This window comes from Streptomyces roseifaciens, from assembly GCF_001445655.1.
GTDB classification, from domain to species: Bacteria; Actinomycetota; Actinomycetes; order Streptomycetales; family Streptomycetaceae; genus Streptomyces; species Streptomyces aureoversilis.
On record NZ_LNBE01000003.1, the window covers coordinates 903,057 to 919,004 of the forward strand.

The window sequence follows — 15,948 nt, forward strand, 5'->3', positions numbered from 1 at the left end:
GGGTGGGAGATGTCGGCAGGGCGGATAGCGGTCGTGGGCGGGTCCATCGCGGGGTGCGCGGCGGCGCTCGCCGCGGCGCGGGCGGGCGCCGGCGAGGTCGTGGTGTACGAGCGGGCGGCCGGCGGGCTGCAGGACCGGGGCGTGGGCCTGGCCGTCCACGACCGGCGGTACGCGGAGCTGGAGGCGGCCGGATACCTGGACCCGGCCATTCCGTGGGTGCGGCTGACCTCGCGCCCCTGGATCGTCCGGGACGCGGGCAGCCGGGCCGGGCGGCGGGTGGGCGCACTGCCGTTCGGGTTCCGTTCGTACAACTGGGGGTCGCTCTGGAGCGAGCTGCGTGCGCGCGTGCCGTCCTCCGTCGCCTACGAGCGCGGCACCGCGGTCGAGCGGGTGGTGCCCGGGCCGGACGGCGCCGTCCTGCAGCTGGCCGGGGGCCGGGAGGAGCGCTTCGACCTCGTGGTCGGCGCCGACGGCTACCGCTCGGCCGTGCGGGCCGCAACGCGGGCCGCGACCGTGCCCCGTTACTCCGGATACGTGGCGTGGCGCGGCGCGCTCCCCGAGGCGGACCTGCCGGGGCCTGCGGAGGCGTGGGCGCGCGACGAGGCCGCCACCGTCGCCTTCCCGGGCGGCCACATGATCGTCTACCGCATCCCCGGCCCCGGCGGCACCGGCACCAGCGCCAACTGGGTCTTCTACTGCGTTCCCGACGACCCCGCCCACACCTTGTCCCTGGAGGCCGCGGCCGGCCTCCCGCCGAGCCGCGTGCCCGACGGGCTGACGGCGCAGCACCGCGCCGTCGTGGACGCGCACTTCCCGCCGTACTGGCAGGAGCTCGTCCGGCGCACCCCGAAGGACGCCACCTACGTCCAACCCGTTCATGACCTGTGCGTGCCGCGCTACGGGGAGGGCCGGCTCGTGCTCGTGGGGGACGCGGCGGCGGTCGCCCGGCCGCATTCGGGCAGCGGGGCCGTCAAGGCGCTGCAGGACGCCACGGTGCTGGAGCACTGCCTGGCGTCGGCCGGGAGCTGGGCCGGGGCCGTGGCCGCGTACGACGCCGCGCGGGCGCCGGCCGGCCGCGCGATCGTCGATCTCGGCCGCAGACTGGGCCGGGCGCAGGTGCAGGCCACGCCCGCCTGGGCCGCGCTGGACCAGGGCGCGCTGGAGGACTGGTGGCGGCAGGCGGCCGACGGCGGGCGGGACTTCGGCGGGCGGTCGCTCGGGGAGCGGGGCGGGGAGCCGCGCCGGTAGCGGCGGCCGGAGCAGGAGGACGCCGCCGAGCGCCACCGTCGATTGCGAGAGGTTTGCAACTGCAGAACCTGTGCACAACCGCTAGGGTGGCCCGGCCGTGGTGTTCGGGAAGACCGGTGACGGGCCTTCGTGGTCCCAGTCCGGAGCGGCCCTCGCCACTGTGATCGGGGAGTGACCGTCCCGTTCCGCGCGCTCCCAGGGCGCGCGGAGCCACTGGCCGCAGCCGGCTGCCGGGAAGGCGGGGACGGGCGCGAACGGACCCGTAAGCCAGGAGACCGGCCACGGCATCTCGCAAATGGTCCACGAGGTGCTGGAGCGTTCAACCCAAGATGTCCCTTCCCGCTGATTCCCCTGGTTCCCCCGGTCCCGCGCCCGCCTTCCGCTGGCGCCGCGAGGACACCGTGCGGACCGCCGGTCTGCTGGCCGTCATAGCCGCCCTGCACGTCGTCGCGTTCGGCGTGCTCTACCTGCTCGTCGTCCCCAACCACTACACCGTCGGCTCGAAGGTCTACGGGGTCGGGCTCGGCATCACCGCCTACACCCTCGGCATGCGGCACGCCTTCGACGCCGACCACATCGCCGCCATCGACAACACCACCCGCAAGCTCATGGCGGACGGCAAGCGCCCGGTCTCCGTCGGCTTCTGGTTCGCGCTCGGCCACTCCAGCGTCGTCGTCGCGATGGCCGCCCTGGTGGCCGGCGGCACCCAGCTCGCCGGGCGGCTGATGGACGAGGAGTCCACGGCCCACCAGACCCTGGGCGTCGTCGGCACGACGGTCTCCGGCGGCTTCCTCTACCTCATCGCCGCGCTCAACCTCGTCGCCCTCGCCGGCATCCTGCGCATCTTCCGCGCCATGCGCGAGGGCCGCTACGACGAGAAGGAGCTGGAGCAGCACCTGGACTCGCGCGGCTTCATGAACCGCATCCTCGGCCGCTTCACCCGCTCCATCACCCGGCCGGGGCAGATGTACCCCCTGGGCTTCCTCTTCGGGCTCGGCTTCGACACCGCCACCGAGGTCACGCTGATGGTGATGGCGGGCAGCGGCGCTGCCGCGGGCCTGCCCTGGTACGCGATCGTGTGCCTGCCGCTGCTGTTCGCCGCGGGCATGAGCCTGTTCGACACGCTCGACGGCACGTTCATGAACTTCGCCTACCAGTGGGCGTTCTCCAACCCGGTCCGCAAGGTCTACTACAACCTCACGATCACCGGCCTGTCCATCGCCGTCGCCTTCCTCATCGGCACCATCGAACTGGTCGGCGTCCTGCACGAGAAGCTGGGGCTGGACGACGCGGTGACCGGCTGGATCGCCGGCCTGAACCTCGACAACGTGGGCTTCGTCATCGTCGGCCTGTTCGTGGTGGTGTGGGCGGCGGCCCTCGGCTACTGGCGCTTCGGCAAGGTCGAACAGCGCTGGGCGGCCCGCACGCAGGCCGCGGCCGAGAGCTGACGCCGGCGGGCCCGGTCCCGGCGGGGCCGGGCCCGTACCCGATCGCGGCACCGGGCCTGACCGCGGGGCCGTAGCCGATCGCGGGACCGGACCGGCTCAGACGGCGCGGGCGGGCGCCTCCTCGGCCTCCTCCCGCGCCGCCGGGACGAGGTGCGCCTGCCCGGCGAGGATCACCAGGGCGCCCACGGCGAGCCCGGCGACCCCGCACGACGCGGCCCACGTGGGCCCGGCCGTCTCCAGCACCGTGCCGACGACGGCCGACCCCAGCGCCACGCCCGCCGTCATCAGGGTCACCAGCCAGGCGAACGCCTCGGTGACGGTGCCCGCCGGGGCGAGCTCGCCCACCAGCACGAACACGACGGTGAGCACGGGCGCGAGGAACAGGCCGGTGAGGATCATCAGGCCGGCCATGAGCGGCGGCGCGGGCAGCAGGCACAGCAGCCCGTACCCGGCCGTGAGCCCCAGCATCAGCAGCAGCGTCCGGCGCGGCGGCGCCACCCGCCAGTGGCGCACGGCCCCGTAGGCCAGCCCGCCGATCAGCGCGCCGAGGGCGTTGAGCGCGAGGAGCGTGGGGGCGCCGCCGGGCAGCCGGTGGTCCTCCGCGTAGTGGACGACGAGGACGTTGAGCGTGCCGATGGCGACGCCCGCGCCCGTGAGGCCCGTGAGCAGCACGACCAGGCCGCGGCTGCGCAGCGGGCCGAGCCGGTCGCCGGAGCGGGCGGGCGCCTTCCAGACCCGGGCGGGCGGGGCGGTGGCGACGACGAGCACTCCGGCGATGCCCAGGAGCGCACCGGCCCACAGCGCCGCCCCGGGCGAGGCGACGGCCACGCCGCCGGCCACCACCAGGGGCCCGCCGACGAAGACCAGTTCCTGCGAGGCGGAGTCCAGGGCGTAGGCCGCCTCCAGCTTCCCGGGCGCGACGATGTCCGGCCACAGGGCCCGCAGGCACGGCTCCAGCGGCGGCGTCGCCGCTCCGGCGAGCGCGACTCCGGCCAGGACGGCCGTGCGGCTGCCGGGCGCGATCGCCACGACCGCGAAGCCCACGGCCGCCACGAGGGCCGTGGGCAGCAGGACGAGCGGCTGGCCCGCCCGGTCCACGAGACGGCCCAGCAGCGGGCCGCCGATCGCGGAGGCGATGGCGAACACCCCCACGGCCACGCCCACGAACCCGTACGAAGCCCCCGCCTGACGGAGGGCCAGCGGCACGGCGACCGAAGCCATCGCGCTCGGCAGCCGCCCGACGAGGGTCCCCAGGAGCAGCCTGGTCACGTGGGGGCCGCGCAGCAGGTCCGCGTAGCTCATGGGGAATCCTCGCCGCTCGTCGACTCCCTCGGCCACTGGGTGGCCATGTCCGGCGTTGCCGCTCGCGTGGGTGAGATCACGAGGGAATGGTTATACGTAACACGTCGGCCGTCAAGGGATTTCCGGCAGGCCCGGACCCTGGCAGCGCAGATCCCCGCCGGGCACCGTGCCGTCCACCAGATAGGCGGCCACGGCGTCGTCCACGCACGCGTTGCCCCGGCTGGCGAAGACGCCGTGCGAGTAGTCGTTCTCCAGCGTGACCAGCCTGGATCCGGGCAGCACGCGCTGCATGGCCCGGGCGCCCTCGACCGGGGTGACGGGGTCGTGCTGCGAAGCGACGAGCAGGACCGGGGGAGCGGCCGGGCTGCCGAGGCGCGTGCGGCTGTGCGGGCGGTGGTGCCAGTACGCGCAGGCCGACGCCTCGATGCCGGTCAGGACGGGCAGCGGGTCGAGGCGGCGCAGCCGGCGGAGGTCGGCGACGACCCGCCCGGGTGCGGGACCGGGGCCGTCGGCGCACTTCACGGTGCGGTTGGCGGCCTCGTACGTACGGGAGTCCGGGCCGTCGAAGGGGGCCGCGGGGCGCAGGCCGCCGACCGTGCCGTCGCGCAGGTAGGTGCGCAGCCCGTCGCCGAGGGGCGCCCAGCGCTCGGTGCGGCCGAGCGCCCGGTAGACCGCGCGGTCGAACTCGGCGGGCCCGAAGCCGTCCACGGGCCGGGCCGCGAGCCCGGCCCGCACCCGCTCGTACGCCCCGCGGACCGCTCCCGCCGTGCTGCCGAGCCCGAACCGCTCGTGGTGGGCGGCCAGCCACTCCAGCAGGGTCGCGCGCTGCCGCAGCAGGGCCCCGGCCTGGCGGAGGTCGAAGGCGTACCAGTCCTCCGGGCCGACGACGCTGTCCAGCACCATCGGGCCCACGCGCTGCGGGAACAGGGCCGCGTAGGCCGCGCCGAGGTAGCTGCCGTAGGAGACGCCGAGGAATCCGGTGCGCCCCTCGCCGAGAGCCGCGCGGATGGCGTCCATGTCGCGGGCGGTCTCCTCCGTCGAAAGGTGCGGCAGGGCGGGCCCCGCGCCCGCCGCGCAGTCACCGGCGAGGCTGCGCAGGGAGGCGAGGTGCTCCCGCTCGGCGGAGCGGTCGCGCGGGACGGGGTCGGGTGCGGGCGCCGCGAAGAGGCCGCCCATCGCGCCGCAGTCCGCAGGGGCGCTGCGGCCGGTCCCGCGCGGGTCGAAGCCGACGACGTCGTACGCGCGCCGGACCCGCTCGGGCAGCTTGGCGCGCTTGGTGACGGCGTACGGCAGCCCGGAGCCGCCCGGCCCGCCGGGGTTGACGAGCAGCACCCCGCGGCGCTCGGCGGGGGTGCCGGTGGCGCGGACCCGCGAGACGGCTATGGACAGTTGCGGGCCGTCGGGCCGGGCGTGGTCGAGGGGCACGCTCAGCGTGCCGCACTCGACGCGGGCGGGCGGGGCGGGCGCCGGCACGGAGGCGGGGCACGGCCCGAAGGCGATCGCGGCGGCGGGCGGCGCGGCGGCCGTGGCGGCGGAGGGGGACAGGGCTGTCGCAGTGGCGGCGACGGCGCACAGGACGGCGGCCGGGCGGGTGGGACGGCGCATGGATCTCGCAATCGGCGGGGTGGGGGTGTGCAGGGGGGCGTACAGGGGTGTGCAGGGCTGGGGGTGCGCAAGGGCCGGCGGGGGCCGGGGGTGGCTGACGGTTCAGCAGATGACAATGACAACCATTGTCGATAGCGTGTGCGAGGTCAAGACGGGCCGTGCCGCCCCGAGGGCTCCCCCCGGCATGCCCGGGCACGCCCCCGGACCCCCATCGGGACCGCCGACTGCACTACCAAGAGGGAGAGTTGTGGGACACCTGCTGATGGTCGAGAGCTGGGTCGGATCGATGAGCAGACTGCTGCCACGGGCGATCCGCGAAGCCGGCCACGAATTCACCTTCCTCACCCGCGACCTCCATCACTACCTGCGCTCCGCGCCCGAGGGCACCGCCCACCCCCTGCTCTCCGCCCGCAACGTCGTCCAGGCCGACACCAACGACCCCGCCGCGCTGCTCCCGCACATCGAGCAGCTGCACGCCGCCCTGCGCTTCGACGGCGTCCTGACCTCCTGCGACTACTACCTCCCCACCGCCGCCCGCATCGCCGGCCGCCTCGGCCTGCCCGGCCCGCCCGTGCGCGCCGTCACCGACGCCTGCCGCAAGGACGCCACCCGCCGCGCCCTCGACCGCGCCGGCCTCCCCGGGCCGCGCTTCGCCGTCTGCCCCGACTGGACCGCCACCGCCGAAGCGGCCCGCGACCTCGGCTACCCCCTCGTCCTCAAGCCCGTCGACCTGTGCGCCGGCATGTACGTGCGCAGGGTCGACGACGAGGCCGGGCTGGCCGCCGCCCACCGCGCCCTCGCGGACTTCCCCGTCAACGCGCGCGGACAGCTCCGCGCCCCCGTCGTCCTCCTCGAAGAGCTGCTCGACGGGCCCGAAGTCAGCGTCGAGACCGTCTCCTCCGGCGGAACGGCACACGTCGTCGGCATCACCGACAAGAGCGTCGGCGGCGCCCCGGCCTTCGTCGAGACCGGCCACATGTTCCCCGCCGCCCTGGACCCGGCGCAGGCCGAGGAGGCCGCCGCCACCGCCCTGCGCGCCCTCGACGCCCTCGGCCTCGACGACGTCGTCGCCCACACCGAGATCAAGCTCACCGCGGACGGGCCCCGCGTCATCGAGGTCAACCCCCGCCCCGCGGGCAACCGCATCACCGAACTCGTCCGCCACGTCACCGGCGTCGACCTCGCCGCCGCCTGCGTGGACGTCGCCCTCGGGCGCGAACCCGACCTGACCACCCGTACGACGGGCATACGCAGCGCGGCCGTCTCCTTCCTCGTCCCGGAGACCGCCGGCACGCTGCAGCACATCGACGGGGCGGACGGCGTCGCCGGAGCCCCCGGTGTGCTCGAAGCCTCCTTCGCCGAGCCCGGCACCGCCGTCAAGGCGAGCGGCAGCAACAACGACTACCTCGGGCACGTCATGGCCGCCGACCCCGGCGGCCACGGAGCGCGCCGCCGTGCCGAGGAACTCCTCGCCGGCCTCACCCCGAAGGTGGTGGCGCCGTGAACGTTCCCGCCCCCGTCCCCGCCGTCTCCTGTCCCGACCTCGAACAGCGCGTCCTGGCAGGCGCGTACGGGCCCGACCCCCGCACCCTGCGCGCCGACGTCGCCTTCACCACCGCCCAGGCCGTACGCCACGAAGGCCGCCGCGGCGGCTACCGCAACGAGGTGCTCAGCCTGCGCGTCGGCGCCGCCGTCGGCTCCTGCGCCGTCGAACCCGGCGCCCTTCCCGCCGGCGCCGTCGAGGAGTGCGCCGGCACCGACGTCGCCACGCTCCTCGACCACCCCCTGCGGGCCGTACGGGTGGCCGCCCTGGACGCCTACCTGATGCACACCACCCCGCACACCCCCGCCAACGGCGCCCGGCCCTGGGCGCTGCCCGCGGGCGACTCGCTGCGCAAGTCCCGCGCCCGGGCACGCGCCGTCGTCAGCCTGCTGGACGCCCGCCCCGGGCAGCGCGTCCTCGTCGTCGGCGTCGTCAACTCCCTGCTGGAGGCGCTGCGCGAGCGCGGCCTGGCCTACGTGCCCTGCGACCTCAAGGGCGGCGTCACCGAGTGGGGCGAACCCGTGTGCACCGACGCGCACGCGGAACTCGAGGACTGCGACGCCCTGCTCGTCTCCGGGATGACCCTCGGCAACGGCACCTTCGAGCCCCTGCGCGAGCACGCCCGGCGCCACGGCAAGCAGCTCGTGGCCTTCGCGCAGACCGGCAGCGCGATCCTGCCGCGGCTGATCGGCGCCGGGGTGAGCGCGGTGTGCGCCGAGCCGTACCCGTTCTTCTGGCTCGACGGCGGCCCCGGCGTCGTCCACCGCTACGGCGGCCCGGGCACGCTGCACGGCTCCGGGGGGCCGGGTGTCCTCCGGGCTTCGGACGGCCCGGATGTCCTCTGGGCTTCGGGCGGCCCGGGTGTCGTCCAGGGTTCTTCCGGTGGCCCGGGTGTCGTCCGTGGTTCCGGCGGCCCTGGCGGCCTCGGCGGCATAGATGCCTCCGGGGGCTTGGGCTCCCTCCAGGGTTCCGGTGGCTCGGGCGCCGTCCAGGCTTCCGGTGGTCCCGGCGTCCTCCGCGCTTCCGGCGGCCCCGGCGCCTCCGGCGGTACGGGCTCCCTTCACGCGTCCGGTGGCCCGGGTGCCGTCCAGGGTTCCGGTGGCCCCGGCGTCCTCCGTGCTTCCGGCGGCCCCGACGCCTCCCGCGGCCCGGGTTCCCTCCGCCCCTCCGGAGGTCCGCGATGAGCCCCGTCCTGCAGGCCGCGCCCCGCGCCAACCGCGGGCTCCTCGCCCTCCTCGGCCGCACCCCGCTCGCCCGTATCGACGCCGGACTGCCCGGCCCGCACCCCGGGTTCTGGGCCAAGCTCGAAGGGCTCGGCGCGGGCGGCATGAAGGCCCGTGCCGCCGTCTCCATGCTCATGGGCGCCGAGGAACGCGGCGAGCTCCTGCCCGGCGCGCCCGTCGTCGAGTCCACCTCCGGCACCCTCGGCATCGGCCTCGCCTTCGCGGGCCAGGCCCTCGGCCACCCCGTCGTCCTCGTCGGCGACGCCGAGCTGGAACCGTCCATGCGGCGGCTCCTGCGCGCCCACGGCGCCCGGCTCGACATCGTCGACCGCCCGGCTGCCGAGGGCGGCTGGCAGGCCGCACGCCTCGCCCGGCTGCGGCAGCTCCTCGCCGAGCACCCCGGCGCGTACTGGCCCGACCAGTACAACAACCCCGACAACGTCGCCGGTTACGCCTCCCTCGCCGCCGAACTGGCCTCCGGCCTGGACCACCTGGACATCCTCGTGTGCAGCGTCGGCACCGGCGGGCACAGCGCCGGCATCGCCGGGCCCCTGCGCCGGCACTTCCCCGGACTGCGGGTCGTCGGCGTCGACGCGACCGGCTCGACGATCTTCGGCCAGCCGGCCCGGCCCCGCCTGATGCGCGGCCTCGGCAGCAGCATCCACCCGCGGAACGTCGCCTACGACGCCTTCGACGAGGTCCACTGGGTCGGCCCCGCCGAGGCCGCGGACGCCTGCCGGCGGCTGGCGCGCGAGGCGTTCGTCAGCGGCGGCTGGTCCACGGGCGCGGCCGCCCTCGTCGCGGCCTGGGCCGCCCGCGTCCACCCCGGCGCCGTCGTCGCCACCGTCTTCCCCGACGGCCCCCACCGCTACCTCGGCACGCTCTACGACGACGACTTCACCGCAGCACACGGCCTCGACCTCGACGCGGCCGCGCGCCGCCCCCTGGAAATCCCCCACCCACGAGCCGCGGAGGCGACGGGCTGGGCGCGGTGCACGACAGTGGTGGATCCGGTGCGGGACGCGGGCGGAGCGGGGGCGGCGCCCTGCGGGTGGCCGGGTGCCACCGGGGCGGCTCGCGCCGGCGCGCCCGTCGCGGGCCCGNCCGGCCGACGGCGTCACGCCTGCGGCCGGTGGGGCCGGCGGTGACGCGGCCGCCCCCGGGAAGGCCGTGGCCGGAGGCACCGGGGCCGTGCCCTTGGCGGGCTCTGCCGTTGCCGGTGTGCCCGCCGTCGGTGCGGCTGTCCGCCGCGCAGGCGGTGCCGGAGCGACCGGCGTCCGAGGCGGCGGGGTCGGCCAGGCCGCCGGCCGGTCCGGCTGTGACGGCGCGCCCGCCGACGTCGGGGGAACCGCCGCTCCGGGCGCCGGTCCGGGCGTCGCTCCGAGCGGCGCCGGGGGCCGCCACGACGTCCCCGGCGGGCGCTCGTCGCGGAATCGGGCGGACGGCCGTCCTCACTGCCGTACCACCGGAGGCGCCCCGTGAAGACCACCCTGCGCACTGCCCGGCTCCGTCTCGCGGAACCCCTGCGGATCTCCCGGGGCGTCATGGACGCCCGCGACGCCGTCTGGCTGACGGTCGAGCACGGCGGAGTCCGCGGCTTCGGCGAGGCCGTGGCCAGCGCCTACTACGGGCTGGACGCCGGTGCCATCCGGCGGCTGATGTGCCACGCCGCCGTCGGACTCAGCAGGTTCGCGACGCCGGAGAGCGCGCTGGAAGCCGTGGAGGGGGAAACGCTTCTGCCCCGCGACACCCCGCCCGCCGTGGCCGCCGCCGTCGAAGCCGCGCTGCTCGACCTCGCGGGCAAGCGCGCCGGCCTGCCCGTCCACCGCCTCCTGGGCGGCAGCACGGCCGCGCCCGCCGCCGAGACGGCCCGCACCATCGGCATCACCTCCCCCGTACGGGCCGCCCTGACGGCCCGCTGTCTCGCCGACGCCGGGTTCACCGTCCTCAAGATCAAGGGCGGGTCGCCCGACCCCGCCGACGACATCGAGCGCGTACGGGCCGTCCGGCAGGCCGCCCCGCACGCCCGGCTGCTCCTCGACCCCAACGGGGCCTGGACCGTCGCCCGGGCCCGGAAGCTGCTGCCGCGCTTCGCCGCGCTCGGCGTCGAAGCGGTCGAACAGCCCACCCTCCCCGGCGACCCCGAGGGCCTCGCCCGGCTCGCCGAGACGTCTCCGCTGCCCGTCATCGCCGACGAGGACGCGGTGAGCCTCGACGACGCCCGCCGGCTCGCGGGCCGCGTCCACGGCGTCAACGTCAAGCTCGCCAAGTGCGGCGGCGTCCACGCCGCCCTGCGGATCGCCGACGCCCTGGCCGGCAGCGGCACGGAGCTCATGCTGGGCTGCCTGACCGCCAGTTCGCTCGGCATCGCGCCCGCCGTCCACCTCGCCGACCGGGCGCGCTGGACCGACCTCGACGGTCACCTGCTGCTCGCCCACGACCCGTGGACCGGCATCGGCGGCCGGGACGGGACCGTGCGGGCCCCGGGCGCCCCCGGCCTGGGCGTCCGCGCCACCACGCAAAGAACGCAACGTACGCCACGAGGGCGACAGGCGCGACAGGCGCGACAGGCGCAACAAGAGCAACGAGCCCAACAAGCCCAACAAGCCCGACGGGGCCAACGAGGCCAAGGAGACCCCGCACCGTGAAGACCTGGCACGAAATACGCGGCTTCCCGCTCGCGATCCGCCTCCTCCTCGTCAACCAGCTCGGCGTCAACACCGGCTTCTACCTGCTCGTCCCCTACCTCGCCACCCACCTCGGCCAGGATCTCGGCATGTCCGCCGCCGTCATCGGCATCGTCCTCGGCGTCCGCAACCTCAGCCAGCAGGGTTTGTTCCTCATCGGCGGCTCGGCCGCCGACCGGCTCGGAGCGCGCGGCGTGATCATCGCCGGGTGCGCGCTGCGCACCGCGGGCTTCGCCCTGTTCGCCCTCGGCGACGGCCTCACCGTGCTGCTCGCCGCATCCGTCCTCAGCGGCCTCGCGGGCGCGCTCTTCAACCCCGCCGTGCGGACGTACCTCGCCCAGGAGGCGGGGGAGCGGAAGGCGGAGGCCTTCGCCCTGTTCAACGTCTTCGCGACCACCGGCGCGCTCATCGGGCCGCTGCTCGGCAGCGCGCTCCTCCTCGTCGGCTTCCGGGCCTCCGCGCTCACCGCCGCCGCGATCTTCGCCCTGCTCACCGTCGCCCAGGCGCTCGTCCTGCCCGCCCGGCCGGCCGCGCCCAGTGGCGGCGGTGTGCTCGCCGACTGGCGCGAAGTCCTCGCCAACCGGGCTTTCCTGGCGTTCTCCCTCGCCATGGTCGGCATGTTCACCATGGAGAACCAGCTCTACCTCCTCCTGCCCGACGGAGCCCGCCGCGCCACCGGCTGGGACGGCGCCGCGGGGCTCGTCTTCCTCGCCGGGACCCTCGCCAACCTGGGCCTGCAACTGCGCATCACACGGGCCCTGAAGGGCCGCGGCAGCCGGGGGAAGTGGGTCGCGGCCGGACTCGCCCTGATGGGCCTCGCCTTCCTGCCCCCCATGGCGGTCGCGGGCACCGAGGGGAACGTGCTCGGGCTGCTGCCCGTCCTCGGCGGAGCGCTGCTGCTCTACCTCGGCGTCATGGTCGCCCAGCCGTTCGTCATGGAGATGATCCCCGGCTTCGGGCGGCCCGGGCTGACCGGCACGTACTTCGGCATCTTCTACGCCGTCTCCGGCATCGCCGCCGCCCTCGGCAACGCGCTGGTCGGCTGGGCCATGGACACCGGCGGGCGCGACGGGACCCAGTGGCTGCCGTGGGCGTGCTGCCTGGCGCTCGGACTCGTCTCCGCGGGCGGAGTGGCGTGGCTGCACCGGCTGCGGGCACTCCCGGCGGCGACGGCTCCTCCGACGGCTCCCGCGACGGCCTGAAGGAGCAAGGACCAAGGATGAACACCCGAAACCTGCTGACCGACCACCCCGAACTCTACGAAGCCCGCTTCCCCGACCCCGAACGGCTCGCCGCCCGCTGGACGGAGGCCACCCTCGCCGCCCACGGCGCCGGACCACGCGTCCTCGACCTCGGCTGCGGTACGGGGCGGGATGCGGCGTGGCTCCACGGGGCCGGGCGCGAGGTCACCGGCGCCGACCTCTCCGAAGCCATGCTCGCCCACGCCCGGGCCCGGCACCCCGGCCCCGCGTACCTCCGTGCCGACCTGCGCGGATTCGACCTCGGCGAAGGTGCCTTCGACGCGGTCGTCTGCCTGGACAGCGCGCTGCTCTACTGCCACACCAACGAGCAGCTCGACGGCCTCCTCGGCTCCTGCCGGCGGGCGCTGCGGCCGGGAGGCCTGCTCGTCGCCGAGATGCGCAACGGGGCGTTCTTCCTGGGCCGCACGGAGCTGCTGGACGCGCCGACGTCCGGGGAGTTCGCCTGGCGGGGGCGGACGTACGCACACGTGACGACGCTGAGCGTCGACCGCGCGGCGCAACTGCTGCGGCGGCGCCGCATCTGGACGACGGACGGTTCCCCGCCGCTCGAACAGCGCTCGGCGTGGCGCCTGCTGTTCCCCCAGGAACTCCGCTACGCACTGGCCGCGCACGGCTTCGACACCATCTCCCTCCACGACGGCCCGGGCCCCCGCACGGAGCCTCCCTGGCGGGAGGGGACCCCACCGTCGATCACGGCCGACGGCGACCGCCTCCACGTGATCGCACGCCGCCTGTAGCGCCAGACCGGCCACGACCCCGCCCGGCCACGACCCGGCCCGGCACCGCCGGGCTGCACGACGGTGGTTGCCCGCTGCGGCGGCGGTCACGAGGGAGCGGGTTCCGCTGCCACGGCGACCGGCACGGTGCCGTGGCCGGGCAGCGCTGTACCGGCCCGGCTGCCGGCCCGGCCGCGCGCGCCGCGAGGCGTTGAGCGCCGGGAACCGCGTGGCCTTCGCACGCTCCGGCGCCGCCGCTGCGCACCTTCCTATCCGCTGCCACGGCGAGCAACCACGACGTCGTGGTCCGGCGGTCCGTACAGGCCCTGGGCATCCGCCGTCGGTCCCACCCCCACCCCCACCCCACCCACTCCATTCCCTCACCAGGAGGAACCCTCCATGAACACCCCTCACCCCGGCCTCCGGCGGCGCGGGTTTCTTGCCGTCGCAGCCGTCGGCGGCATCGGACTCGCCGGCCTGGGCGGCGCCGGGTGCTCACCCGGCACGGGTACCGGTACCGAAACCCGTTCCGGCGCCGCCCGCAAGGGCGGCCGGCTGCGGGTCGCGTTCGCCGGGGGCGGGGCCGCCGAGACGCTCGATCCGCATCTGGGGAACCTCTTCGCCGACGCGGCCCGGGCCAAGGCCCTCTTCGACAAGCTCGCCGACTACGGGCCCGATCTGACCGCCAGGCCCCGCCTGGCCGAGCGGTGGGAGGCGAGCGCCGGGCTCGACCGGTGGTCGGTCACGCTGCGGGATGCCGTGTTCCACGACGGCAGGCCCGTCACCGCCGAGGACGTCCTCTTCAGCTACCGCCGGATCGCCGACCCGAAGAAGGCCTTCCGGGCCAGGGCGTCCCTGGAACCGATCGACCTGGAGGCCAGCCGGGCCACGGGTCCCCGTACCGTCGAGTTCCGGCTGAAGCGGCCGACGGCCGAATTCCCGAACGTGCTCGCCGCGTTCGGCGCATACATCGTGCCGAAGGACACCCAGCGCTTCGACGAGCCCGTGGGGTCGGGCCCCTTCCGCCACGTGTCGTTCGCGCCGGGGCGGTCCGCCCGGTTCCGCCGCAACGACGCCTACTGGGACGGCGCCCCGCACCTGGACGAGCTGGAGTTCGTCGTCGCGAACGAGGAGTCGGCGCGCGTCAACGCCCTGCTCGGCGGCCAGGTCGACTACGCGCACGAGCTTGCCCCCACCACGGCCCGCGCCCACGAGGGCAAGGGCCGCATCGACATCGTGCGGCTGCGCAACAGCGCGATGCAGGGCTTCGTGATGAAGACGGACCGGCCCCCGTTCGACGACCCGCGCGTACGGGAGGCGTTCTTCCTCATCGCCGACCGCGACGAGCTCGTCAAGGGCGCCCTGTCCGGCGCGGGCGAGACCGGCAACGACCTCTTCGGCAAGGGCTACGCCTATTACGCGGCGGGCCTGCCGCAGCGCCGCCAGGACCTCGACCGGGCCCGGCGCCTGCTGAAGGAGGCCGGGGCCGAGGACCTGAAGGTCACGCTGGACACCTCCCCGGTCGCCGCGGGCTTCACGGAGGCCGCCGGCATCTTCCGCGACCAGGCCGCGAAGGCGGGCGTCACCGTCGAGGTGCGCGTAGGCAACAAGGACAGCTACTGGAAGGACATCCTCGACCACGGCACCTTCGCCAGCTACCGCTCCGGCGCCATGCCCATCGAGTCGCACATCTCCCAGCGGCTGCTGAGCGACTCCACCACCAACGCCACCCACTGGCGCCGCAAGGACTTCGACGAGCTCTACCGGCGCCTGCAGTCGACCAAGGACGCTCAGGAGCGGGCGGGGCTCTACGAGCGCATGCAGCGCATCCTGCACAGCGAGGGCGGCTTCCTTGTGTGGGGCTTCGCCGACTGGATCGTCGGCACGTCCCGCCGCGTGCGCGGCGTGGCCCGCGACGCCCCGGCCAACACCCTGGACTGGGCCCGCTTCGACAAGGTGTGGCTGGCGTGAGCCGCTGGATCGTCCGCCGGATCCTGCTCGGCGCCGCCCAGACCGCCGCGGTCGTCCTGCTCGTGTTCGCGCTCACGGAGGCGCTGCCGGGCGACGCGGCCGTGGCCCTCGCCGGCGACGATCCGGACCCGGCCCGCATCGCCGCGATCCGCGAGGCCCTGCACCTCGACCGGCCCGCGCACGAACGGCTGGGGGAGTGGGCCGCGGGCCTGCTCCACGGCGACCTGGGGGTGTCGCTCGCCTCGGGCCGCCCGGTGGCGGCGGCGCTCGCCGAGGGGTTCGGCCCCACGCTGCTGCTGGCCGCGCTCACCCTCGCCCTCCTGATCCCGGCAGGCGTCGGCCTCGGCGTGCTGGCGGCACGCCGCGAGGGCGGCCCGGTCGACCGGGTGGTCTCGTCGGTGACGCTCGCGGTGTACGCGGTGCCCGAGTTCGCCCTCGGGGTGCTGCTGGTGACTGTCCTCGCCCTGCGTCTGGGCTGGCTGCCCCCGACCGCTGTCGGCTACGGCACCGACCTGCTCGCCCACCCGGAGGCGCTCGTCCTGCCCGTCCTGGTGCTGCTGTCCCGTCCGGTGTGCTCGATCAGCCGGCTGGTGCGGGCCGGCATGGTCGAGGCGCTGGCCTCCCCGTACGCGGCGCATGCCCGTCGCTACGGCCTGTCCGGCGCCCGCGTCCGCTACGCGCACGCCCTGCCCAACGCGGTCGCCCCCGCCGCCCAGCAGCTCGCCCGCACGGTCGACTGGCTGCTGTGCGGGGTGATCGTCGTCGAGGCGCTGTTCGTGATCCCCGGCCTCGGCACCGTCCTGATGGACGCGGTGGCCGCCCGCGACGTCCCCGTGGTGCAGGGCCTGGCCGTGGTCTTCGGCCTGGTCGCCGTCGTCCTCAACCTGGCCGCGGACCTGGTCGCCCACCGCTTCGCGCCGCGCGCGGGAGCGGCGGCATGAGG

General features: G+C 75.7%; 11 protein-coding genes, 1 pseudogene and 1 riboswitch. Of the genes and pseudogenes, 10 read left to right on the forward strand and 2 right to left on the reverse strand.

Translation table 11 applies throughout. The features are described 5' to 3' along the window. Window positions 1-9: 9 nt before the first annotated feature. Window positions 10-1,248: an FAD binding domain-containing protein gene (locus tag AS857_RS09785; RefSeq protein ID WP_058042729.1), complete on the forward strand. Its 1,239-nt coding sequence runs from the start codon at window positions 10-12 to the stop codon at window positions 1,246-1,248. Between the two features lie 81 nt (window positions 1,249-1,329). Continuing rightward, window positions 1,330-1,546: riboswitch (cobalamin riboswitch) on the forward strand. Window positions 1,547-1,577: 31 nt separating this feature from the next. Continuing rightward, window positions 1,578-2,696, forward strand: coding sequence for a Nickel transporter NicT (nicT, locus tag AS857_RS09790; protein ID WP_058042730.1), 1,119 nt, complete (start codon window positions 1,578-1,580; stop codon window positions 2,694-2,696). A gap of 96 nt (window positions 2,697-2,792) precedes the next feature. On the opposite strand, the gene AS857_RS09795 is transcribed toward nicT, so the two are convergent. After that, window positions 2,793-3,998: an MFS transporter gene (locus AS857_RS09795; protein WP_058042731.1), complete on the reverse strand. Its 1,206-nt coding sequence runs from the start codon at window positions 3,996-3,998 to the stop codon at window positions 2,793-2,795. 111 nt (window positions 3,999-4,109) lie between these two features. Then, complete coding sequence (locus AS857_RS09800; protein ID WP_058042732.1) at window positions 4,110-5,603, reverse strand: alpha/beta hydrolase; 1,494 nt, start codon at window positions 5,601-5,603, stop codon at window positions 4,110-4,112. A gap of 247 nt (window positions 5,604-5,850) precedes the next feature. On the opposite strand from AS857_RS09800, the gene AS857_RS09805 reads away from it, so the two are divergent. The 8 genes and pseudogenes from AS857_RS09805 (at window position 5,851) to AS857_RS09845 (ending at window position 15,946) form a co-directional block, all read left to right on the forward strand. Beyond that, window positions 5,851-7,107 carry an ATP-grasp domain-containing protein gene (locus AS857_RS09805; protein WP_058042733.1) on the forward strand — a complete coding sequence of 419 codons (1,257 nt, stop codon included), beginning with the start codon at window positions 5,851-5,853 and terminating at the stop codon, window positions 7,105-7,107. After that, window positions 7,104-7,922, forward strand: a pseudogene (locus tag AS857_RS09810) (Rossmann-like domain-containing protein); the annotation flags it as partial. The gene AS857_RS09805 and the pseudogene AS857_RS09810, both read left to right, overlap by 4 nt. 404 nt (window positions 7,923-8,326) lie before the next feature. Beyond that, window positions 8,327-9,472: PLP-dependent cysteine synthase family protein (locus AS857_RS09815; protein WP_144440875.1), on the forward strand; the 1,146-nt coding region annotated here is incomplete at its 3' end. A 375-nt stretch (window positions 9,473-9,847) separates the two neighbouring features. Continuing rightward, window positions 9,848-11,017: a dipeptide epimerase gene (locus tag AS857_RS09825; protein WP_079110207.1), complete on the forward strand. Its 1,170-nt coding sequence runs from the start codon at window positions 9,848-9,850 to the stop codon at window positions 11,015-11,017. Beyond that, on the forward strand, window positions 11,014-12,258 hold the full coding sequence (locus AS857_RS09830) for an MFS transporter (RefSeq protein ID WP_058042735.1): 1,245 nt from the start codon (window positions 11,014-11,016) through the stop codon (window positions 12,256-12,258). The genes AS857_RS09825 and AS857_RS09830 overlap by 4 nt, the downstream gene beginning before the upstream one ends. Window positions 12,259-12,275: 17 nt before the next feature. Continuing rightward, window positions 12,276-13,055, forward strand: coding sequence for a class I SAM-dependent DNA methyltransferase (locus AS857_RS09835; RefSeq protein WP_058042736.1), 780 nt, complete (start codon window positions 12,276-12,278; stop codon window positions 13,053-13,055). Window positions 13,056-13,433: 378 nt separating this feature from the next. Continuing rightward, on the forward strand, window positions 13,434-15,005 hold the full coding sequence (locus tag AS857_RS09840; RefSeq protein ID WP_058042737.1) for an ABC transporter substrate-binding protein: 1,572 nt from the start codon (window positions 13,434-13,436) through the stop codon (window positions 15,003-15,005). Then, on the forward strand, window positions 15,002-15,946 hold the full coding sequence (locus tag AS857_RS09845) for an ABC transporter permease (protein WP_420823925.1): 945 nt from the start codon (window positions 15,002-15,004) through the stop codon (window positions 15,944-15,946). Before AS857_RS09840 ends, AS857_RS09845 begins: the two co-directional genes overlap by 4 nt. The last annotated feature ends 2 nt before the right edge of the window (window positions 15,947-15,948 follow it).

Bases quoted from the DNA above. Each gene is read 5' to 3' on its own strand.
- AS857_RS09785 (WP_058042729.1), top strand. From the start codon at position 10: ATGTCGGCAGGGCGGATAGCGGTCGTGGGCGGGTCCATCGCGGGGTGC.
- nicT (WP_058042730.1), top strand. From the start codon at position 1,578: ATGTCCCTTCCCGCTGATTCCCCTGGTTCCCCCGGTCCCGCGCCCGCC.
- AS857_RS09795 (WP_058042731.1), bottom strand. From the start codon at position 3,998: ATGAGCTACGCGGACCTGCTGCGCGGCCCCCACGTGACCAGGCTGCTC.
- AS857_RS09800 (WP_058042732.1), bottom strand. From the start codon at position 5,603: ATGCGCCGTCCCACCCGCCCGGCCGCCGTCCTGTGCGCCGTCGCCGCC.
- AS857_RS09835 (WP_058042736.1), top strand. From the start codon at position 12,276: ATGAACACCCGAAACCTGCTGACCGACCACCCCGAACTCTACGAAGCC.
- AS857_RS09840 (WP_058042737.1), top strand. From the start codon at position 13,434: ATGAACACCCCTCACCCCGGCCTCCGGCGGCGCGGGTTTCTTGCCGTC.